This window comes from Palleronia caenipelagi, from assembly GCF_007004065.1.
GTDB classification, from domain to species: Bacteria; Pseudomonadota; Alphaproteobacteria; order Rhodobacterales; family Rhodobacteraceae; genus Palleronia; species Palleronia caenipelagi.
Genome location: NZ_VFSV01000002.1, coordinates 15,692 through 36,686, shown reverse-complemented (window position 1 = coordinate 36,686; position 20,995 = coordinate 15,692). Strand labels below are relative to the sequence as shown.

Genomic DNA, 20,995 nt, shown 5'->3' with positions numbered 1-20,995 from the left:
AGGCCGATATGTCCGTGATCTGGTACTCCAATCCCTCTGGCTTTGACCACGTTACACCGCCGGGCCATCCAGAGCGGGTGGACCGATTGAACGCGGTGGAAGCAGGGCTGGAGCCGCTGAGGCTCGACCGCCGTGACGCGCCCGATTGCACCGACGCGCATTTGCGGCTCTGCCATCCGCAATCCTATATTGACGCGATCTCTGACAGCATCCCGGAGGCTGGCTCGGTCTCCATCGACCCGGACACCCATGTGTCTCCGGGGTCGCTGGTGGCCGCACGTCACGCCGTGGGCGGGTGTGTCGCGGCGGTCGATGCGGTGCTGGATGGGGAAGCGCAGGCCGCTTTTGTGGGGTGCCGTCCGCCCGGTCACCATGCCGAGACCGCCCGCAGCATGGGGTTCTGTCTGTTCGGCAATGTGGCCATCGCGGCGCGGTACGCGCTGGAGCGGGGCCTGCATCGAATCGCGGTTATCGACTTCGATGTGCACCACGGAAATGGCACGCAGGATTTGCTCTGGGGCGTGCCGGAGGTACTGTTTGTCTCCTCCCATCAGATGCCGCTCTGGCCCGGATCCGGCGCGGCCCATGAGACGGGGGCGCATGGCCAGATCCTGAACGTCCCGTTGCCCACCGGCAGCAATGGAACGCAGATGCGGGAAGCTTATGACCTGCTCGTGTTCCCCCGCATTGCCGCCCACGCCCCCGAGTTGTTTCTGATCTCCGCCGGATTTGATGCCCATCGCGCCGATCCCTTGGCTGGGTTGAACTGGCGGACGGAAGATTATGCCTGGATCACCCATCGGCTCTGCGATCTGGCGCTGGAGCATTGCGGCGGGCGTATCGTCTCGACACTCGAAGGCGGGTATGATCTGGACGCGTTATCCGCCAGCGTGGCGGCCCATGTGGGTGTTCTGAAAGAGAGGTTGGCATGAGCGATAAGCCGGTCGCAGAGATGAGCTTCGAGGAGGCCATGCGCGAGCTTGAGGCCGTCGTGGGCAAGCTGGAGAACGGGGATGTGCCGCTCGAGGAGTCGATCGCGCTTTACGGGCGCGGCGCTGATTTGCGCAAGCGCTGTGCCGAAACCTTGCAGGCCGCCGAGGAAAAGGTGGCGAAAATCACCACTGATGCCGAGGGTCGCCCGACGGGGACGGAGCCGCTGGACCCGTGAGTTTTGCCCAGCGACTGAAAGAGGCGCAGGCGTTCTGCGAAGCGCGGCTGATGCGGGCTGCCGATGGTCCGGACGAGATCCACGCCGCCATGCGCTACGCTCTGACCGGCGGGAAGCGTTTGCGCGGGTTTCTGGTGTTGGAAAGCGCGCGGCTTCACGGTGTGTCCGCCGGCGCTCCGGTCGAGGCCGCCGCGGCCACCGAAGCTCTGCATGCCTATTCCCTGGTCCATGACGACCTGCCCTGCATGGATGACGACGATCTGCGGCGCGGGCGTCCGACAGTGCATGTGAAATGGGATGAGGCCACTGCTGTGCTGGTGGGCGATGCGCTGCAAACGCTCGCCTTTGGATTGTTGGCCGATCCCGTTTGCCATCCCGACGCGGGCGTTCGGTGCCGCCTGATCGCCGGGCTGGCTGAGGCCTCCGGTGCGCGCGGCATGGTGTTGGGGCAGGCGCAGGACATCGCGGCGGAGACCGCCGAGACGCCTTTGGCGCTGGACGGGATCGAGGCGTTACAGGCCAATAAGACCGGCGCCCTGATCGTCTGGTCCGCGACGGCTGGCGCCCATCTTGCCGACGCCGATCCCGACCCCATGCGACGCTATGCGGACGCACTTGGCCGGGCGTTCCAGATTGCCGACGATATCCTCGATGTGGAGGGCACGGCCGAGGAGGTAGGCAAGGCTGTGGGCAAGGATCAGGGCGCGGGCAAGGCGACGTTCGTCTCGCTCTTGGGCCTCGACGGGGCCAAAGCCCGGGCGCGGGATCTGGTGGAGGAGGCCTGCGCGGCGCTCGATCCGTTCGGGTCTGACGCGGAAACCCTTCGGCACTGTGCCAGATTCGTGGTCTCGCGCGACCGCTGAGGTTTGCAGTGCCCGGGCAAGCGGGCTAAGTCTGGAAAAATCGTTTCAGGCAGGCCCGCCCATGACCCATCGTCCCGACACTCCCATGCTCGACCGTATCTCGGTGCCCGCCGATCTGCGCGCCCTCTCTGACCGCGATCTGCATCGCGTCGCCGAAGAGCTGCGCTCCGAGACGATCTCGGCGGTCAGTGAAACCGGAGGCCATCTGGGCGCGGGGCTGGGTGTGGTCGAACTGACCGTAGCCCTCCATGCGGTGTTTGATACACCGCGCGACCGGCTGATCTGGGATGTCTCGCATCAGTGCTACCCGCACAAAATTCTCACCGGCCGCCGCGACCGCATCCGGACCTTGCGGCAAAAGGATGGGCTGTCCGGTTTTACCAAGCGCAGCGAATCGCCCTACGATCCGTTCGGCGCGGCCCACAGCTCGACCTCGATCTCGGCGGCGCTGGGCTTTACCATCGCCCGCGATCTGGGCGGCGCACCGGACCCGGCCTTGGGCGACGCCATCGCGGTGATCGGCGACGGAGCGCTGTCGGGCGGCATGGCCTATGAGGCGCTGAATAATGCGGGGCATCTGGGTCGCCGCATGTTCGTGGTCCTCAACGACAACGAGATGTCCATCGCGCCCCCCACCGGCGCCATGTCGAGCTACCTGTCCCGTCTCTATGCGGGCGCGCCGTTCCAGGAGTTCAAGGCCGCAGCCAAGGGTGCCGTCTCCATGCTGCCCGAACCCTTCCGCGAGGGGGCCAAGCGCGCCAAGGACATGCTGAAGCACATGACGGTGGGCGGGACGTTGTTCGAGGAACTGGGCTTTTCCTATCTCGGGCCCATTGATGGCCATGATCTGGACCAACTCCTGCCGGTTTTGCGCACTGTACGGGCGCGGGCCGATGGACCGGTTCTGCTGCATGTGATTACCAAAAAGGGCAAGGGCTATCATCCGGCGGAAAACGCCTCGGATAAGGGCCACGGCGTCGCCCGGTTCGACCCGCTGACCGGTGAGCAGAAAAAGCCGAAATCCAACGCGCCCTCCTACACCCGCGTCTTTGCCGAGACGCTGTTTCAGGAAGCCGCCGAGGACGACAAGATCTGCGCCGTGACAGCGGCGATGCCCGACGGCACCGGGCTCGACCTCTTTGCCAAGCGCTTTGGCAGCCGCTGTTTCGACGTGGGCATTGCCGAGCAGCATGGCGTGACCTTCTGCGCCGGTCTCGCGGCGGGCGGGATGAAGCCCTTCTGCGCCATGTATTCCACTTTCCTGCAAAGGGGCTACGACCAGATTGTCCATGACGTGGCCTTGCAGCGGCTGCCGGTGCGCTTTGCTATCGACCGGGCCGGGCTGGTGGGGGCTGACGGCGCGACCCATGCAGGGAGTTTCGATATTGCCTACCTCGCCAACCTGCCCGGCTTCGTGGTCATGGCCGCCGCCGATGAGGCGGAGCTACGCCATATGGTGGCGACCGCCGTGGCCCATGATGGCGGCCCCATCGCCTTCCGCTTCCCGCGTGGCGAAGGCACCGGGGTCGAAATGCCCGAGCGGGGCGAGGTTCTGGAGATCGGCAAGGGCCGGATGATCCGCGAAGGCTCCCGCGTGGCCCTCCTCAATTTTGGCGCGCGGCTGAAGGAGGTCGTGGAGGCCAGCGAGGCGCTGGAGGCGCGGGGCCTGTCGCCCACTGTCGCCGATGCGCGCTTCGCGAAACCGCTGGACGAAGACCTGATCCTCCGCCTCGCCCGCGATCACGAAGCGCTGATCACCATCGAAGAGGGCGCCGTGGGCGGCTTTGGCAGCCATGTGGCGCAGCTTCTCGCGGAGAAGGGCGTGTTTGATACCGGCCTGAAATACCGCTCGATGGTGCTGCCCGACACGTTCATCGACCATGCGAGCCCGCGTGATATGTATGCGACGGCCGGGCTGAACTGCGAGGATATCGAGGCGAAGGTGCTGGAGACCCTCGGCATCGACAGCCTGCGCAACCGCGCCTGACCGTTAGCCAGCCTTCAGCAAAGCCGCGAGCCCGTCGCGGTAGCTGGGGTAGCGAAGACGGACGCCGAGCTCGGCTTTGATCAGGTCATTCCGAACTCGCTTCGACTCGGCATAGAAGCTGCGCGCCATGGGGCTGAGATCGGCGGTGTCGAAATCGACTTCGGGCGGGCGAGGCAGATCCAGCAGATCGGCGGCATGGGCGATCACGTCCTGAGGCGGGGCAGGGTCATCGTCGCAGACATTATAAACAGCGCCGGGCCGGGGCTTGCCGATGGAGGCCAGCAGGACCTGCGCGATATCTTCCACATGAATGCGGGAAAAGATCTGACCGGGCTTGATGATCCGCCGCGCCGTCCCCTTGCGAACCTTGGCAAAGGGACCGCGGCCGGGGCCGTAGATCCCGGCGAGGCGAAAGATATGCAGCGGCAGCTCGTGGGCCTTGGCCAGCGCCTGCCAGCCGCGCTCGGCCTCGACCCGGGCCTGGCCGCGTCTGGTCGAGGGGGTCAGGGGCGTATCCTCGTCCACCCATCCGCCCTGATGGTCGCCATAGACCCCGGTGGTGGAGAGATAGCCAAACCAGGACAGCCGCGCCTTGGCGAAGGCGTCGCTATACTCGGCGAGCACCGGGTCGCCGTCATCAGGAGATACAGAATGCAGCACATGGGTGGCTCCTGCGATCTCTTCGGTCAGGTCGGTATCGGGCCAGATCACCGGGCGCACGCCTGTTGTTGCGATGGCTTCGGCCTTTTCTTCGCTCCGGGTCGTGCCAACCACATCCCAGCCGCGCGCCAGCAAGAGCGGCGCGAGCGCGCGCGCGGAATAGCCGTGGCCGATACTGAGTAGCCGCATCAGAGTCTCTCCTCTGTCAGGGGGCAGGGACCGCCGCACAACGTCGCCAACACATCCGCAAAGATGCGGGGCGCATCGGGAACGGTGGCAAAGAGCGTTGCCGAAGATCGCAGTTTCAGCGCGTCTACGGGGCCGAAGATCTGATCCAGCGGTGTGCCGCGATGGTCGTGCAACACCTCGAACATCTCGATGAGCCGTGGCCCGAGCACCCGATGCGCCAGATAGCGCTCTGCCTCATCGAGGCCGGCGACTCCATAATACCGCGCCTGTTCAGAGCGCCCCAACCCGCGCAGTTGCGGATAGATGTACCACATCCAGTGGCTCTCCTTCCGGCCCCTGCGAATCTCGTCGCGGGCCCGGGAGAAGCTGCCGTCCTGTGCGGTGACGAAGCGTTGAAGGTCGTCTGCGTCGGGTTTCATGGCCCCACATTAGACGATGGCGCGGCGAAGGACAGAGGGGACCGGCCCTTGCTCTGCCGCGCAAAGCGGAGTTAGCTGCCAGCGAAAAAGGATAAGAAAATGACAGACAGTTCGAAGGTCCTGACGCCGCCCCACACAGATCCCCGGACGTTCACCGATGCCACTGCAGCGGTGGAGCGCCTGAAAGAGCTTTATTACGAGGCGGTGGCCTTTCTTTCCGGGCATTTCGTGCGCTGTCTCTCGGGTGAAGTGCCCGAGCAACGCCACCGGGCCTTCTATCCCGAGATCCGCCTGATCTCGAACAGCTTTCACGATGGCGACAGTCGCCTCTCCTTTGGTCATGTGACCCAGCCGGGGCATTACTCGACGACCGTCACCCGGCCTGAATTATTCAGCAATTATCTCACCCAGCAGATTGCGCTCCTGTTGGAGACGACCTGTCCTGCGGTAGAGATTGGCGTTTCTGATACCCCCATGCCGCTGCATTTCGCCGTAGCCGATGACAAGGATCTGGTCGTGCCGCAGGAAGGCGCCATGCATTTCACCATGCGCGACGTGTTCGATACGCCAGACCTGAACGTAACCCATGACGCCATCGTAAATGCCGAAGGCTATCTGCACCCGGATGGTTCACGGCCGCTGGCGCCTTTTACGGCGCCGCGGATAGACTACTCGCTGGCGCGCCTCGCGCATTACACGGCGACGGATCCGGCGCATTTCCAGAACCACGTGATCTTTACCAACTACCAGTTCTACGTGGATGAGTTCGAGCAATATGCCCGCAAGATGCTTGCCGATCCGTCCACGGGCTATACAGGCTTTGTGGCGCCTGGGAACCAGCGGATCACCGATAGCGAAGGCACAATCACCACGCTGCCGAAGATGCCGCAGATGCCGACCTATCACCTTCAGCGCCCCGGCGGGCAGGGCATCACGCTGGTCAATATCGGCGTCGGACCGTCCAATGCGAAGACCGCCACTGACCACATCGCCGTGCTCCGCCCACATGCCTGGCTTATGGTGGGCCACTGCGCGGGGCTCAGAAACAGCCAGCGTCTCGGGGATTTCGTGCTCGCCCACGCGTATCTGCGCGAAGATCACGTGCTGGACGATGACCTGCCCATCTGGGTGCCCATCCCGGCTCTGGCCGAGATCCAGATCGCTCTGGAAAACGCGGTGGAGGAGGTCACAGAGCTTCAGGGCTACGAGCTAAAGCGGATCATGCGCACCGGCACTGTGGCCACGATCGACAACCGCAACTGGGAATTGCGCGAGCAGTCTGGTCCGGTGCAACGTCTGAGCCAGTCCCGGGCCATTGCGCTCGACATGGAGAGCGCGACCATCGCTGCCAATGGGTTCCGGTTCCGGGTCCCCTACGGTACGCTGCTTTGTGTCAGTGACAAGCCGCTGCATGGCGAACTGAAACTGCCTGGCATGGCCACGGATTTCTACAAGACTCAGGTCACGCGACACTTGTTGATTGGGATCCGGGCGCTTGAGACGATCCGGGACATGCCGCTGGAGCGGATCCACTCTCGAAAGCTGAGATCCTTTGAGGAGACCGCATTTCTGTGACTTTGCGGTGCTAAATCAGGTGGAAAAGGTCAATTATGACCTTTCAAGCCGTTGTGCCTCTGAAAAAGATCGCGTTTAGTCGCTCTCAGAATCGTCAAAAAACGAAGGAGACAGGGATATGGCGCAAAAGCCGATGACCAAGACCCAGCTTGTTGCTGCTCTGGCCGAGAAGATGGATACCGACAAGAAAAAGGCCGGCGAGGCGCTCGACGCGATCACCAGCCTGATCACCGAAGAGGTGTCCGCTGGCGGTGCTGTGACCCTGCCGGGCGTTGGCAAGATCTTCTGCCGCGAGCGTCCCGCCCGCACTGTCCGCAACCCGTCCACGGGTGAGCAGATGCAGAAAGAGGCCGATAAGGTTGTCAAGATGACCATCGCCAAGGCCCTGAAGGACAGCGTCAACGCTTGATCCCTTCTTTGCCGCGACTGCCGGCAGCCATCCAATTATATAATCAGGGCGCGGGGTACCGCGCCCTTTTTTTGGCCAAATGACCCGTAAAAAAAGCCCCGCGCATCCGGGGGGATGGCGGGGCAAGTTTGTGCCGGTCGGTTGCGCCCTCGGGCGCATCCGTCACTATAGAGTGCCCGGCACTGGCGGACGTGAGATCAGCTCATTTCCGAGCGGATCTGTTGTCTCAGAATGTCGATGGGCACCCGCTGACCGTCGCGGATGAAGGACCAGTAGGTCCAGCCATTGCAGGAGGGGGCGCCGTCCAGCGCGGCGCCGACCTGATGGATCGAGCCGCGCGCATTGTCGGCCACCAGCGTGCCGTCGGCGCGGACCTTGGCCTGCTGGCCGCGCGGGTTGACGAGCATCTCGCCGGGGCGCAGCATCCCACGCTCGACCAGTTGGCCAAAGGGCACGCGGGGTTCGGCGCGTTTCGCGGTGGTCACTTCCAGCCCGGCGCGGTCAAAGCGGCGAACCCGGTCGAGGCGGCGTTTGGCGACCTCGATATAGCTCTCGTCGCGCTCGATTCCGATGAAGTCGCGGCCCAGCATCTTCGCGACGGCGCCGGTGGTGCCGGTGCCAAAGAACGGATCGAGCACCACGTCCCCGGGATTGGTTGAGCCAATCAGCACCCGGTGCAGCAGCGATTGCGGTTTCTGGGTCGGATGCGCCTTGGCGCCGTCGGCATCCTTCAGCCGTTCATGACCCGAGCAGATCGGCAGCACCCAGTCGGAGCGCATCTGCACCCCTTCGTTGAGGGCCTTCAGCGCGTCGTAGTTAAAGGTATATTTCGCGCCCTCATCCCGGCTGGCCCAGATCATCGTCTCATGGGCGTTGGTAAAGCGCTTGCCGCGGAAATTCGGCATCGGGTTCGTCTTGCGCCAGACCACGTCGTTCAGAATCCAGTACCCCAGATCCTGCAGGGTCGCGCCGACGCGGAAGATGTTGTGATAGGAGCCGATCACCCAGATCGCCCCGTTGGGCTTCAGGATCCGGCGGGCCTCTTTCAGCCAGGCGGTGGTGAACTTGTCATAGGCGGCAAAGCTGGAAAACTTGTCCCAGGCGTCGTCCACGGCATCGACCTTGGAATTGTCGGGGCGGTGCAACGTGCCCTTGAGCTGCAGGTTATAGGGCGGATCGGCAAAGACCAGGTCCACCGAGCCCGCAGGCAGGCTGGCCATCTTCTCAATGCAATCCCCGTGCAGAATTTCGTTCAGAGGCAAGGTCTTTGCCCCTTCCAGCGTCTTTGTCGTCATGGTCACCGCCTCTGGTTCAGCCATTTTGGCCGTTTGTTATAGCTCCAGATTGCCGGGGGTGATTCTGCCTTGCAAAGTGTTTTTGTGCTCTGATTCGATTGATTTTTCTTGCAACAAGATATTGCGGACCGGCGCGAAGCTGCGTCTATGATGTGTGGTCGCGCCGTGGCTTTTCAGCGCCGTCAAGTGCTGTGCGGTGCCGTAGCCCGCGTTTTTTTCCCAACCATATTCCGGGTACTGTTGCGCCAGCGCCCGCATGCCCCGATCCCGCCACTCTTTGGCCACAATCGACGCAGCTGCGATCGAGACGCTGCGGCCATCCCCTTTGGGGATCGTATGCGCTGGGCAGGGCAGATCCTTGGGGGCTCGGTTGCCGTCGATCAGCAGCGCGTCGGGGGTTACAGGCAGCGCGGCGATGGCGCGGTGCATGGCGAGAAAGGTTGCCTGAAGTATGTTGATCTCATCAATTTCCTCGACCGTCGCCTCGCCAATGCCGACAAGCGCCACCCTGTGAATATCACGCGCCAGTTCGGCCCTGCGATTTACGGTGAGTTTTTTGCTGTCATTGAGGCCGGGGGGCACCATGACGGGCGCAAGGATCACGGCAGCGGCAGTGACTGGTCCCGCGAGCGGTCCCCGGCCGACCTCATCCACTCCGGCGATCAACCGGGCACCAAGACGATGAAGGCTGGATTCGATGGAATAGTCGGCCATGGCACCGGCATGGGTGAAGGTCCGTTAAATCTCAACAAAAAAGACCCGGGCGCACGCACCCGGGCCAGTCTGGTCGCCGCCGGGGTCAGCGGCGACCGGCAATCCGCACACCATTCTGGCGCAGACAGGGCAGGCCGTAGCCGCGCATCGGGCCATCGGGTGTGCGGAAGGTGTCACGGCACTGACGCGGCAGGTCTTCGCGGGTGATGCCGTTGTAGCGGAGACAAGGTGCCGCAGCGATGCGCGGGGGACGCTCGCCGGTCGAGGTGTGGACGACGCAATGCTCGGGCACAGTCGGGGTCCAGTCGCGCTGCCAGCGATCCCGGTTGTCCCAACGATCCCAGCGACGCTCCTGATCCCAGCGGTCGTTATGGGCGAGGCGCTGGTCTTCTTCACGGCGGCGGGCAACCTCGTCGTCACGGGCCTGTTGCGCGGCGGCCTTGCGTTCCTTTTCCCGGCGTTCCTTTGCCTTGCGTTCCTTTTCGAGACGCTCTGCCTCGGCGCGTTCCTTTTCGCGCTTCTTGCGCTTCTTCTTTTTATCGTCGTCGTCATCATCCTTCGACTTCTGGACCGCGTAGGCCAAAACGCCGAGCCCTGCGAGCGCGGCCAGGATCTGGCCGATCTGCTGCTCTTGCTGTGGGGTCGTGCGGCGGGTCTCGGCGGTGACGGGCGTCGCGATGAGAGAGGCGCTGATGAGGGCGGCGGTGAGCAAGCGGGTCATGGCTGATCTCCTGTGGGTCTGACGCATGGGATATGCGGCCTTGTGGGATCAGACCTGCCCCTGAGGGTCGAAATCAGGCAATAACAGGCGCGTGTCAGGGGATAACACGCCTTGCGTCATGGCCAGACCGGACCCCGCGTGGCAGGATCGCGGGAAGAATCGCAGCTTCGGAGCGATGTGATGCGACAGGCAATACGAGCAGTTCTCATGGCAGTCCCCGCGACCGCCCTTGTAGCAGGCATGGCGGGGGCCAGTTGTTTCGTGGAATACAAGGCCAAGCAGGACGATCCGCTGCGCCTTCATTACGGGATTGTCGAACTCGATGACGACGAGTGTGATCGGGTCGAGGACGCGGTCGCCGAGCGGCTGGAGGCGGGGGGCTGGACGCTCCTGACGGTGATGGACACCCTGAAAGAGAAAGAAGCACATGAGCGCAAAGACGATGCTGGCACGTATTTCCTCCGCTACTGACTCGTCGAAATCCATCGGTTGGATGATCGCCATGGGCCTCTTTGCCGTGGTGGGTATTCTGGCGGTGGCTGCCATCCTGCTCTTTGCGAGCCTGCCTGACGCGGATGCGTTTGACGCGCGGGTCGAGCGGATCTTTGTCGAAAACACCGGGCTGACCGGCGGGCAGGACATTCGCCTGCTGGAGATCCTGGCCCAATCGGGGACGGCTTTCTCCGAGGTGTTGGCGTCTTACCGGACCGTGATCTTTGTGCTGCTTGTGTTTGCAGTGGCACTCCTGGTCGTGGCGCTGGCTTTTCTGGTGGTGTTGAGCGCCCTCTACCGCCGGATGCGCGAGATCGAGCGGGCGGGTATTCAGGTGCAGTCGCTGCTCATCAGTCGCGAGGCGCGGTCTGTGAGCCTGAACAACATGGAATTCACCCTGACCGCCGCCGCCATCGAGACGCTCTCGGTTCTGGCGGAAGCGCGGCTCGATGACGAGATCCTGAACGGGGCCGAGATCGAAGCACTTGTCTCCGGGCGCGACGCGTCCGACTGCGATGAAGCCGCGGGGGCCACGCGGATCAAGCGTCTGCGTGACGCGCTGGGCAATCAGTTGATCAGCGCGGTGCTGGTGCGCACGGTGGCGCGACGGGGGTACATGCTGGCCATCGACCGCGATGTGATCCGGATGGTCTGAAACAGGTCAGCCGCAATGCGGGATTGTCACCGCCTGATCGTCACCCAGAACAACCAGCCCGACAGAGCCACGTTCGAGAAACGCGGGGTCTCCGTCTCGCGTCCGGATGCGGGCTTCGGCATGGAGAATCCCACCCTCCCGCACGGCACTGCGACCGGCGAGGGCGACCCCGGGCTGATGGCTCTCGAACAACACATCTTCGTCACGACCCTGAGCGGGCAGGTCGATCTGAGCCGTCAGCACAGGCGACCCGTCGCGCATTTCGATCCGGCAGCGCGAAGACCGCACGCCCGCCCGGTTGCCCGGAACAGGTTGATCAGCGAGCGACAGGCGGATGCGCGCGTCGGGTCGCGTGGACGTGGCGAGCAGTGCCGCGCCGACGGTGGCCTGAACAGGTACACAGACGTCCTTGCAGACACCGATATCGAGATCGACATCCAGCGTGATTGGCTCACCGGCGCGGCGCGGCGTAATCTCCACGGGCAGCACGACCGTGTCCTGATAGCCGAAATACCGCAGCCCTTTCGTCCCGAACCGATCGGGAGTCGGCCAGTGGACCCGGAACGCGCCGACATTTTCCGACCGCGACCAGTCGAAACTCGGTGCGATTCCCGCCTCGCCCGGGATGCGCCAATAGGTCTTCCACCCCGGGGCGAGACGGATTTCCAGCGCTGCCATGTGATGGGTGTCGCTTTGCCGCCAGCCGGGCAGAACCCGGATCTGGGCGATGTCTGCCGCGAATGCCGCCGGTGCGGCGATCGCTGCAATGAGAATTATGGCAAGTCTTCGGATCATGGGCTGTAAATAAAGGTGCTCCGGGTGATTTGAAAAGTCACGATGACGGCATTTGCTGTCACGCTGCCCTTGCGTCACAGCAGGACTGCGCCATGATAAGACCATGCAAAGCGTCACCTCTCTGACCGGTAAACTGCTGATCGCGATGCCCGGCATGGGCGATCCGAGATTCGACCATTCCGTCATCGTGCTCTGTTCCCACGGAACCGACGGAGCCATGGGCCTCATCGTTAATAAGCCTTCTGCGGAGATCAGCCTGACCAAATTGCTCAAGCAATTGTCTATCGCGACGGCGGGCTGTGAGGATCGTCCGGTCTTTTACGGCGGGCCGGTGGAAAATTCCCGGGGCTTCGTCCTGCACTCGGCTGATTACTTTCAGGGGGATGCCACGCTGGACGTTGATGGGCGATATGGGATGACGGCGACCCTTGACGTGTTGCGGGCCCTTGCCTCGGGTGGTGGCCCTGACGCTGCGATTGTCATTCTGGGGTATGCGGGCTGGGGATCGGGACAGCTTGAGGCAGAGTTGGCTGAGAACGTCTGGCTGGTCGCTGATGCGGGGTCCGAGCTGGTTTTTGAGACTCAGCCAGACGCCCTCTGGAGCGCAGCTATAGCGTCGTTGGGGATCGACCCGCTGCTCCTGTCTGGCGAAGGGGGGCAGGCCTGACCTGAGTTCTGTGGCAAAGACCCATTGATATCGGGGTAGCAGAAGGGTCTTTTGCGGAAAGCAGTGAGACTTATGATGGTGTTTCTCCGCATTCTCGGCGCACATGGCACGCCTGCAGGGTTTGAGGCCTCACGAATCTCTGTCCGTTCATCCCTTGCCCGCGATCACGCCATTGTGGCGCCCTCGTCCTTGACCTTCGCCGCGTGGGTTAGCCATGTCTGGGTCATGACATCAATGCGGCGCGGAAGCGCTGGTCTCTGGCGGAGGAGAGCATCAATGATCAAGAGCGCCATAAGCTTCGCTGCGCTGGCGATGTCGTTCGCCGGTGCCGTCATGGCGTCTGAAGCAGCCCTGGAACGCGGTGCCTCGATCTATGCCGAGGCCTGCGCGTCCTGCCATGGCGCCGATCTTTCCGGTGAGCCGGACTGGCAGCAGCGTGGCGCGGACGGTCGGTTGCCCGCCCCACCCCATGACGAGACCGGCCATACCTGGCATCATCCGGACCCGATCCTGATGGCGATCATAGTCCATGGCACCGCCGCTGTCGTGGGGGGAGGATATGAAAGCAACATGCCGGGCTTTGGAGAGAAATACTCTGATGAAGAACTCTGGGATGTGCTGTCCTGGATAAAATCCCAGTGGCCGGAGGATATCCGTGCCCGTCAGGCAGAGATCACCCAACAGGCTGCTCCCTGACCTCAGGCGCTGTTACGGGCGATTGTGAGACTGCCTTGGTCCGTCGCGACAGTCTGAACCAGATGGCTCGCAAGAATATCGCGCAATCTGGACAGGCTGATCGGCTTCGACAACATCAGGTCGATATCGATCATTCTATTCGCGTCAAAGCCGATCTCGCCGGAGAGACAGATGCAAATCGCCTGCTCATTGTTCTTTTTGACAAGCGGCGCGAGGCTCACGCCTTTGCCGTCTCCCAGTGAATTGTCGAGCAAAGCCAGATCAAATCGCTCGCCCGAACTAAGTAGGGCCATCGCTGTACTGAGCGAGTTCGCGGTGCGCACCTTGGCATTGTCCCTGCGCAGCGTGGCAGCATAGAGTTTGGCCAGCTGCGCCTCATCTTCGACGAGCAGGATAGAACAGCCAGCCAGCGATGTTGCCGGGGCCGTGGGGATATTATCCGGGCACTTCTGTGGGTAGGCTGCTGGGAGCAGCAGAAAGAATCTGCATCCCGTGCGATAGTTGGGGTCATACCGTATGCTGCCGCCATTGTTGCGCGCAAAGCCATAAACCGTGGCAAGACCGAGGCCTGTTCCGCCATTTCTGACCTTGGTGCTGTAGAATGGCTCAAAAATCTTTGGCGCGATATGGGGTGGGATGCCGGGGCCGGTGTCGCAGACGGAAATCATGATGTAGCAACCGTCAGGTGACAGGCGATGATGCCGTGCGACCTCATCGGCCGGCGCAGGGTCGATCACTATACTCAGGTGACCCCGCCCGCCCATGGCGTCGCGAGCATTCTGGCAGAGGTTCATGATCGCCGCCTCAAGCAGCGCGTGATCGACGAGCAAAGAGGCCTTCAGATTGCACCGGATAGATGTCCCGATGTCAGGACCCATGGCGGTCGCCACTACGGGCCCGGTAAGCTTGGCCCAGTGATTGAGGTCCAGTGACCGCCGGTTTTCGTACTCGGCAGTGGAAAACTGACGCAACTTCTGGACCGTCATTGCCGCCTGATCCACCATCCCGCGTGCCGCTTCGAGCTGCGCCGTTGCGGTGCCCGAGACGGTCATATCGTTCGCAGCCGCTTCGATCTGGCCCGCGATGATGCTGAGTACGTTGTTGAAATCATGGGCGATGCCGCAGGCGATCCGACCCAACGCCTCAAGTTTCTCTGTCCGATGGGTAAGTTGTTCCCGCTCGCGGATCTGCGTGACCTCGTGGCCGAGGGACAACACGTAACTGTCTTTCAACGTGACCCGATGGAGAATCCACGCTCCCTTTTGATCCGAGATCTGCAGGCGTGTGGTCCGCGTCAGGTCCTCCGGGCCGTCGTCCGAGCACAGAAAGCGGGTCAACTCATAGCCCTTGGCACTGGCTTCACTCGCGATCGCCTCTGTTGTCCAGGTGTCGTCCCGCATCCAACTGATTGGATCCGGCGCGACGTCCGGGATGTTAGAGAATTGCACGTTTCCCCGATGATCGCGCAGGCTGACGTGGACGTCGAGCAGCCCGAGGCCCCGTTCGAAGGCTCTGAACAAATCGTCCCGTTCAATGGCCGCCTGCGCGAGCCTCTCGGTGTAGCATCGCCGCTTTCGCATGGCCGAGTGCGTTTGATCGGCAAGACGCGCTAGTTCTTCAAAGTAGAATTTCTCGACCGTGGGTGGCGTCACCTCCATGTCCTGTGCAGCCTGTTCTGTCCATAAGACGAGCGCGCTGGTCCCCTCCTGAAAACGCCGGATAAAGATAGTCAGGAAACCGAGCGAGAAGGTCAAAGATGCTGTCAGAATGAGCGCAATGCGGACAAGCGCATCCTGGAGGTGGACCATTATCAAGGGCGATAGATTCACGTCTGCGATCAGTACGCCCTCAGACCCGCCCAATGTCCGGTAAATGCGTTCCACGGTGAATTGCAGTGGCAGATCGAAGAGTTTCGCAACGGCTGCCAGAGGACCCATTTCCCTTTGGAGCGTGCCGGCCGAGGCCAGCGTTTCGCCGAAGTTGTCCAAAATGACGAAACGGTCAAAGTGACCGGTCTTCAGGGCTTCGTTGGCGATATGAGCGGCAAGTGAGCTGGTCGGCCCTTCGATGGCCAGCCCAACTGGTGCCGCCGTTGCCTCCAGAACAGGTTCGATTATGGTTCGGGAACTATGTTGCAGGTCCCGGTGCAGGAACAGAATCTCGAACGCCGTGATTGCCAGGATCTGCAGAGCTACAAAACAGAGGGCTCCCTGCCGGACGGTGGCGATCTGTGGCAGTCGTGTTCGGTGTGAGTGTTTGCTCTGCATTGTCAAAGCCTGGACACATCGGAGGGCAGAGCCCGCTCGGGATACCAGCGGGACCACAGTGTCTCGAAGCCGCCATCCTGACGCGCCGCTTCATAGGCCTTGCGCAATCGGATACGGGTCTTCGCTGCGACTTGCTTGCTGACGACGAGATACGTGAATGTCGGTGCAAACGCGTCTATGTCGATTGCTTTGAGCCTGTCCGCTGGTCCGTAGGGCGTCGTCTGAAGGTTCGCGGCCCTGATAATCCTTGCAGCATGTGCCGCACCGACGATGATGCCAGTGATCTTTTTGCGCAGGATTGCGCGCGCCATCTCGACATCGAAGCCCGCATCCGATGTTTGGATGTGCTGTGAACCGGGACGGTGTGCGGGCGCCTTGAGGTTGCTCTCTGTCACGAAACTCCGACCGAATTCCGGGTCGGTCACAAGTCGGTGTTCAAATTCAGCATCCCAGACGGAAGATGCGATCACCATGACGTTGCCCGGCAACCGGGTGAAGTCGTCCAGCGTCCCGATGCGTTGAACGGGCAGGTCCTCGCGCGCGACCAGATAAGCCCGTTCCGTATCCGTGCAGCCAATGAAATCCATGAGGTGCTCACGCTGTGGGTGGTAGTTGACCTCCAGCAGAAAATGCAGCGTTCCGGTTTGGACACTGCGGAGTGCTCTCGACCAGCTCAGACACTCGCATCCTTCAAATTCCGCGCCCGGCATCGCCCGGCGGAGAAGATCCCGCAGCAAATCAGGGCCGAACCCGATCCAGGTCCCGCTGCTGTCCTGACCACTCAGCGGCAGCGTCTCGGGGCGAAGGCAGGCTTTGAACGTCTGTCGGCCGTTCCCCGACGCGGCCAAGCTGCCAAGACCGTAGGCCGCACAGGACACGAGAAACTGCCGTCGTTCAAATAAGCCTACCACACTCGATACCCCAACAATTCTGACGCCCCACTGATGGCTCGTAATTTCGCCTCAGGGGAAATGACGACGCCACATTAAGGATTTAAAGAGAGGTAGGGTTAAGTTTGCTTTAAGAGCTTCCTGGGATCTGCCACAAAAAAAAGCGCCGGGAGCAGGTCCCGGCGCTTTCCGTTTCGGCCTTTGGACCGATCAGGCTTCGAGATCGAAGCGATCCGCGTTCATGACCTTGGTCCAGGCAGCGACAAAATCGCGGGCGAATTTGCCGGCATTATCGTCCTGAGCATAGACCTCGGAATAAGCGCGCAGGATCGAGTTCGAGCCGAACACCAGATCGACGCGGCTGGCTGTCCATTTGGTGGCGCCGGTCTTGCGGTCGATGATGTCGTAGCTGTTCTCGCCGGTGGGCTCCCAGCGATAGGCCATATCGGTGAGATTGACGAAGAAGTCATTCGTCAGGGCGCCTGGCCGATCCGTCATCACGCCTTTGCCCGACCCGCCATGGTTGGCGTTCAGTGCGCGCATGCCGCCGACCAGCACCGTCATCTCCGGCGCGGTCAGGCCCAGAAGCTGGGCGCGGTCGAGCAGCAACTCCTCGGGAGCGGCGGCGTACTGGCCTTTCATCCAGTTGCGGAAGCCATCGGCGAGCGGTTCGAGATATTCGAAGCTGTCACCATCGGTCTGCTCCTGTGTCGAGTCGCCACGACCGGGAGCAAAGGGCACCTCGATGTCGTGACCACCGGCCTTGAGCGCATCTTCCAGAGCCACGTTGCCCGCCAGCACAATCACGTCGGCGATGCTGGCGCCGTGCTGGGACGCGATGGGCGCAAGGGCGTTCAGCACTTTTTGCAGACGCTCCGGCTCGTTCCCGGCCCAGCCCTTGTGCGGCTCAAGACGGATGCGCGCACCATTGGCGCCGCCACGATTGTCGGAGCTGCGGAAGGTGCGGGCGCTGTCCCAGGCGGTGGCGATCATCTCGGGACCCGAGAGACCGGCACCCCGGATGGCAGCCTTCACCGCGTCCACGTCGTAGGAGGTGCTGCCGGCGGGAACCGGGTCCTGCCAGATCAGGTCCTCCTTCGGCGCGTCCGGGCCGATGTACCGGATATTCGGCCCCATATCGCGGTGGGTCAGCTTGAACCAGGCACGCGCGAAGACCTCCGAGAAATACTCGGGATCGTTATAAAACTTCTCCGAAATCTCGCGATAGATCGGGTCTACCTTGAGGCCCATATCCGCATCGGTCATGATCGGGTTATGCCGCTTGGACGGGTCCTCGGCATCGACCGGTTTCTTCTCCTCGGGCAGGTCCACAGGCTCCCACTGCCATGCACCAGCGGGGGATTTCTTCAGCTCCCACTCATAGTTCAGCAGCAGGTCAAAATAGCCGTTGTCCCATTTTGTGGGTTCGGTCGTCCAGGCGCCTTCAAGACCCGACGTCACCGCATCCTTGCCAATGCCGCGTGCGCCCTTCATCTGCCAGCCAAAGCCCTGCTCTTCGATCGGCGCGCCTTCGGGCTCGGGGCCCTGCTTGGAGCCGTCGCCATTGCCGTGAGCCTTACCGACCGTATGGCCGCCAGCGGTCAGCGCGACGGTTTCCTCGTCATTCATCGCCATCCGGGCAAAGGTCGTGCGCACATGCTGAGCAGTCAGGGCGGGATCCGGATTGCCGTTCACACCCTCGGGGTTCACGTAAATCAGACCCATATGCACAGCGGCCAGCGGATCGGCCAGCGTGTTGGCCTCGGTGATGTCCTCGTAGCGGTTGGCCGCGTCGGCGAGGAATTCCTGCTCCGAGCCCCAGTTCACGTCCTTGCTGGGGTGCCAGATGTCAGGGCGGCCATAGGCAAAGCCATAGGTCTTCAGTCCCATGGATTCGTAAGCCACGGTCCCGGCCAGCACCAGCAGGTCGGCCCAGGAGAGCTTGTTGCCGTATTTCCGCTTGATCGGCCACAGCAGGCGACGGGCTTTGTCGAGGTTGCCGTTATCGGGCCAGGAGTTCAGCGGCGCAAAGCGCTGATCGCCGGTGCCGCCGCCGCCGCGACCATCCTGAATCCGGTAGGTGCCTGCGGCGTGCCACGACAGGCGGATGAACAGCCCACCATAGTGACCCCAGTCGGCGGGCCACCAGTCCTGGCTGTCGGTCATCAGCGCATGCAGGTCTTTCTTCACGCCGTCGAAGTCGAGCGATTTGACCTCTTCGCGGTAGTTGAACTCTTCGCCAAGCGGGTTGGTCTTGGTGTCATGCTGGGCCAGAATGTCGAGGTTCAGCGCATTCGGCCACCAGGAGGTCACATCGGTTTTGCGCTCGGTCGCACCGCCATGCATCACAGGGCAGCCCCCGCTTCCTTTGACGTCAAAACTATCCATGAAATCCTCTCCTTTTCGCCGGGTTTTTCACCCTTGTGTCCAGTCTCTGCGCGCTTTGTATCAGGGTGGTTCCATTAACAGAAGTTGATAGTTTTTATCGAAACGATAAACTGCAACTATGAAACGGCTCACCCTCCGTCACCTCAGATATTTCGAAGCGCTGGCGCGTCACGAACATTTTGGCCGCACTGCCGAAATTCTATCAATCTCCCAGCCCGCCCTGTCGGTTCAGATCCGGGAATTGCAGGAAATTCTGGGCACGGATCTGCTGGAAAAGGGCTCTCGGCGAGTGGTTCTGACCCATACAGGGCGGGACTTTGCCGTCCGGGCACGGGAGATCCTGAAGGACGTCGATAGCCTCAGCGAGATTGGCGCGGGGCGGGCAGGGGAACTGGGTGGGCAACTGCGTCTCGGGGTGATCCCAACCATCGCCCCCTATCTTTTGCCCGGCATCATCGCCCGCCTTCAGGCGGAGATGCCGCAAATTCAACTGCGCCCGCGAGAGGCGATCACAGAACGACTGATTCGCGATTTGCGCGATGGGGAGCTGGACCTGGCGCTGCTGGCCCTGCCGATCTCCGAACCGGGTTTGCATGAGGAGCCGCTTTTTGACGAAGAGTTCGTCTTCGTCCGTCCCGCCGCCGAGGCAGACCGCCCCATGCCGCCGGTCGAAGCGCTCCGCGAGATGCGTCTCCTGCTGCTCGAAGAAGGTCACTGCTTTCGCGATCAGGCTCTGGAGGTTTGCGCCCTGTCCCCCGGTGTGGCGCGCGACATGATGGAGGGCAGCTCACTGACCACGCTGGTGCAGATGGTTGGGGCGGGGATCGGCGTGACGCTAATCCCGGAAATGGCGGTGCCGCTTGAGACGCGGCTGGCCGATGTGGCCGTGGCCCGTTTCGCCACGCCGCGCCCGACCCGCAGCATCGGTCTCGTGTGGCGCGAGACCTCACCCTTTGCGACCGAGTTCAGGGCACTGGCATCGCGGATGTTGCCGGGCTGACCGTTGGTCAGCGGCCTCGCAGCCGGATCATCAGAAACGGTATTCCCAACGTGAGAAACAGGATCCGGCTCAAATGGTGCACGGCGATGAAAGCCGGATCATAGCCCAGCGCCACTCCGATGGCCGCCATGGCCTCGATCCCACCGGGGGCAAAGGCCACCCAGAGCGCGCCCATATTGTAGCCGAACATCAGTGACGTCAGTACGACCATGGCCAGCGTCAGAACCAATGTTGTGGCCAGCAGAACAAATGTAACGGTGGCGAGGCCCTTCAGATCACGTAGCGACAGGCCCGACAGCCGTGCGCCCAGAACCGTACCGGCAATGGCCATACCACTGAAGGATGCAATTTCGGGCGGACGCCCATCGGTCAGCCCGGTGGCATGGGCCAGCCCCGACAGGACCATGCCGGAGAGCAGACATCCGGCAGGCAGGCCTGACAGACCCCGCCCCAGCGGCAGGGCAATGGCGACGATCAGCGTGAGCCAGACCCAACCCATTTGCGCGCTCACATCGGGGGGCACCGGAGGTTGAAGCAGGAACGTCACCGGCGGCACCAGAAAGACGACCAGAAAGATTCGCATGGATTGCAGGACGAAGACCGGGCGGACGTCCTCCCGGCTTTCCGAGGTCAGCGCCATCACCGTCGACAGGCTGCCGGGCGTTGCGGCCAACAGCGCGATTTCCGGGTTCAGCCCCGCGCGCCGTCGCAGGATGCTCGTGCCAAGCCAGAGAATCAGCACTGTGTTGAGGATCAGCATGGCAATACTTGGTGCCCAACGGACCAGATCAGCTCCGAAATCCGGGCCGATGCCTGAGCCGAGCGTGACGCCGATGAGACAAAAGCCCAGATCACGGACGAGCTTGCTGACCTCAAGGTGCCGCCCCATGGCGGTGAGCGCGCCGGTTGCAAGCGCCGCTCCAATCAATGCACCGACGGGCAGCCCCAGCGCAACGGCCAGTGCCGCTCCGGCAAAGCCAGCGATCAGGGTCAGAGTATGTCTCATGAGGCTGTCCTGCGGCCCTTCCGGGGGACTGGTCAAGCGCCTGTCGGCGCTGGAGCAGGGCCGTCCGGATCGCATTTCACACCGGCTACGCCGACTCCCGGTTTACAACCCGCAGGGACTGGTCTAATGGCGCGGCTCC

General features: G+C 62.5%; 21 protein-coding genes. 11 read left to right on the top strand and 10 right to left on the bottom strand.

Going from position 1 to position 20,995, the window contains the following annotated elements:
- Window positions 1-8: 8 nt before the first annotated feature.
- The 4 genes from FEV53_RS01200 to dxs all read left to right on the top strand — a co-directional run bounded on the left by FEV53_RS01200 (window position 9) and on the right by dxs (window position 4,018).
- Window positions 9-932 carry a histone deacetylase family protein gene (locus tag FEV53_RS01200; RefSeq protein ID WP_142832993.1) on the top strand — a complete coding sequence of 308 codons (924 nt, stop codon included), beginning with the start codon at window positions 9-11 and terminating at the stop codon, window positions 930-932.
- Window positions 929-1,168 carry an exodeoxyribonuclease VII small subunit gene (locus FEV53_RS01195; protein WP_142832992.1) on the top strand — a complete coding sequence of 80 codons (240 nt, stop codon included), beginning with the start codon at window positions 929-931 and terminating at the stop codon, window positions 1,166-1,168. Before FEV53_RS01200 ends, FEV53_RS01195 begins: the two co-directional genes overlap by 4 nt.
- The gene (locus FEV53_RS01190) at window positions 1,165-2,031 is read left to right on the top strand and encodes a polyprenyl synthetase family protein (RefSeq protein WP_246100699.1); all 867 of its coding nucleotides are present in this window, start codon (window positions 1,165-1,167) and stop codon (window positions 2,029-2,031) included. The genes FEV53_RS01195 and FEV53_RS01190 overlap by 4 nt, the downstream gene beginning before the upstream one ends.
- Window positions 2,032-2,092: 61 nt before the next feature.
- Window positions 2,093-4,018 (top strand): 1-deoxy-D-xylulose-5-phosphate synthase, encoded by a 1,926-nt coding sequence (gene dxs / locus FEV53_RS01185; protein WP_142832991.1) that lies wholly within the window; start codon window positions 2,093-2,095, stop codon window positions 4,016-4,018.
- A gap of 3 nt (window positions 4,019-4,021) precedes the next feature.
- On the opposite strand, the gene FEV53_RS01180 is transcribed toward dxs, so the two are convergent.
- Together FEV53_RS01180 and FEV53_RS01175 are read right to left on the bottom strand one after the other, a co-directional pair.
- Window positions 4,022-4,867: an SDR family oxidoreductase gene (locus tag FEV53_RS01180; RefSeq protein ID WP_142832990.1), complete on the bottom strand. Its 846-nt coding sequence runs from the start codon at window positions 4,865-4,867 to the stop codon at window positions 4,022-4,024.
- On the bottom strand, window positions 4,867-5,286 hold the full coding sequence (locus tag FEV53_RS01175; protein WP_142832989.1) for a DUF1810 domain-containing protein: 420 nt from the start codon (window positions 5,284-5,286) through the stop codon (window positions 4,867-4,869). Before FEV53_RS01175 ends, FEV53_RS01180 begins: the two co-directional genes overlap by 1 nt.
- A 99-nt stretch (window positions 5,287-5,385) precedes the next feature.
- Here FEV53_RS01175 and FEV53_RS01170 point away from each other — a divergent pair, with 99 nt between their 5' ends.
- Together FEV53_RS01170 and FEV53_RS01165 are read left to right on the top strand one after the other, a co-directional pair.
- Entirely contained in the window at window positions 5,386-6,861 is a 1,476-nt protein-coding gene (locus FEV53_RS01170; protein ID WP_142832988.1) for an AMP nucleosidase, read from the top strand.
- A 118-nt stretch (window positions 6,862-6,979) separates the two neighbouring features.
- Window positions 6,980-7,270, top strand: a complete 291-nt coding sequence (locus tag FEV53_RS01165) for an HU family DNA-binding protein (RefSeq protein ID WP_142832987.1) — start codon at window positions 6,980-6,982, stop codon at window positions 7,268-7,270.
- A gap of 197 nt (window positions 7,271-7,467) precedes the next feature.
- Here FEV53_RS01165 and FEV53_RS01160 read toward each other — a convergent pair whose 3' ends face one another.
- The 3 genes from FEV53_RS01160 to FEV53_RS01150 form a co-directional block, all read right to left on the bottom strand.
- Window positions 7,468-8,565: a site-specific DNA-methyltransferase gene (locus tag FEV53_RS01160; protein ID WP_142832986.1), complete on the bottom strand. Its 1,098-nt coding sequence runs from the start codon at window positions 8,563-8,565 to the stop codon at window positions 7,468-7,470.
- A 36-nt stretch (window positions 8,566-8,601) separates the two neighbouring features.
- Window positions 8,602-9,279: a ribonuclease HII gene (locus FEV53_RS01155; protein ID WP_142832985.1), complete on the bottom strand. Its 678-nt coding sequence runs from the start codon at window positions 9,277-9,279 to the stop codon at window positions 8,602-8,604.
- Between the two features lie 85 nt (window positions 9,280-9,364).
- Window positions 9,365-10,000 carry a hypothetical protein gene (locus FEV53_RS01150; RefSeq protein WP_142832984.1) on the bottom strand — a complete coding sequence of 212 codons (636 nt, stop codon included), beginning with the start codon at window positions 9,998-10,000 and terminating at the stop codon, window positions 9,365-9,367.
- Window positions 10,001-10,207: 207 nt separating this feature from the next.
- Here FEV53_RS01150 and FEV53_RS01145 point away from each other — a divergent pair, with 207 nt between their 5' ends.
- On the top strand, window positions 10,208-10,471 hold the full coding sequence (locus FEV53_RS01145; protein ID WP_142832983.1) for a hypothetical protein: 264 nt from the start codon (window positions 10,208-10,210) through the stop codon (window positions 10,469-10,471).
- Window positions 10,443-11,147 carry a winged helix-turn-helix domain-containing protein gene (locus tag FEV53_RS01140; protein ID WP_185962058.1) on the top strand — a complete coding sequence of 235 codons (705 nt, stop codon included), beginning with the start codon at window positions 10,443-10,445 and terminating at the stop codon, window positions 11,145-11,147. The genes FEV53_RS01145 and FEV53_RS01140 overlap by 29 nt, the downstream gene beginning before the upstream one ends.
- Before the next feature lie 6 nt (window positions 11,148-11,153).
- Here FEV53_RS01140 and FEV53_RS01135 read toward each other — a convergent pair whose 3' ends face one another.
- Window positions 11,154-11,942: a protein-disulfide reductase DsbD domain-containing protein gene (locus FEV53_RS01135; RefSeq protein ID WP_185962050.1), complete on the bottom strand. Its 789-nt coding sequence runs from the start codon at window positions 11,940-11,942 to the stop codon at window positions 11,154-11,156.
- A gap of 103 nt (window positions 11,943-12,045) precedes the next feature.
- Between FEV53_RS01135 and FEV53_RS01130 the strand changes: the two genes are divergently transcribed.
- Complete coding sequence (locus FEV53_RS01130) at window positions 12,046-12,609, top strand: YqgE/AlgH family protein (protein ID WP_142832981.1); 564 nt, start codon at window positions 12,046-12,048, stop codon at window positions 12,607-12,609.
- Window positions 12,610-12,885: 276 nt separating this feature from the next.
- Window positions 12,886-13,305 (top strand): c-type cytochrome, encoded by a 420-nt coding sequence (locus FEV53_RS01125; protein ID WP_142832980.1) that lies wholly within the window; start codon window positions 12,886-12,888, stop codon window positions 13,303-13,305.
- A 2-nt stretch (window positions 13,306-13,307) separates the two neighbouring features.
- Here FEV53_RS01125 and FEV53_RS01120 read toward each other — a convergent pair whose 3' ends face one another.
- From FEV53_RS01120 to katG, 3 genes are all read right to left on the bottom strand, one after another.
- A complete protein-coding gene (locus FEV53_RS01120; protein ID WP_142832979.1) occupies window positions 13,308-15,572 on the bottom strand; it encodes an ATP-binding protein in 2,265 nt (754 codons plus the stop codon).
- A 2-nt stretch (window positions 15,573-15,574) separates the two neighbouring features.
- Window positions 15,575-16,483 carry a transporter substrate-binding domain-containing protein gene (locus FEV53_RS01115; protein ID WP_221931563.1) on the bottom strand — a complete coding sequence of 303 codons (909 nt, stop codon included), beginning with the start codon at window positions 16,481-16,483 and terminating at the stop codon, window positions 15,575-15,577.
- A 189-nt stretch (window positions 16,484-16,672) separates the two neighbouring features.
- On the bottom strand, window positions 16,673-18,850 hold the full coding sequence (katG, locus tag FEV53_RS01110) for a catalase/peroxidase HPI (protein WP_142832977.1): 2,178 nt from the start codon (window positions 18,848-18,850) through the stop codon (window positions 16,673-16,675).
- A gap of 118 nt (window positions 18,851-18,968) precedes the next feature.
- On the opposite strand from katG, the gene FEV53_RS01105 reads away from it, so the two are divergent.
- A complete protein-coding gene (locus FEV53_RS01105) occupies window positions 18,969-19,850 on the top strand; it encodes a hydrogen peroxide-inducible genes activator (RefSeq protein ID WP_142832976.1) in 882 nt (293 codons plus the stop codon).
- A gap of 7 nt (window positions 19,851-19,857) precedes the next feature.
- On the opposite strand, the gene FEV53_RS01100 is transcribed toward FEV53_RS01105, so the two are convergent.
- Window positions 19,858-20,856: an AbrB family transcriptional regulator gene (locus FEV53_RS01100; RefSeq protein WP_185962048.1), complete on the bottom strand. Its 999-nt coding sequence runs from the start codon at window positions 20,854-20,856 to the stop codon at window positions 19,858-19,860.
- Between the last annotated feature and the right edge of the window lie 139 nt (window positions 20,857-20,995).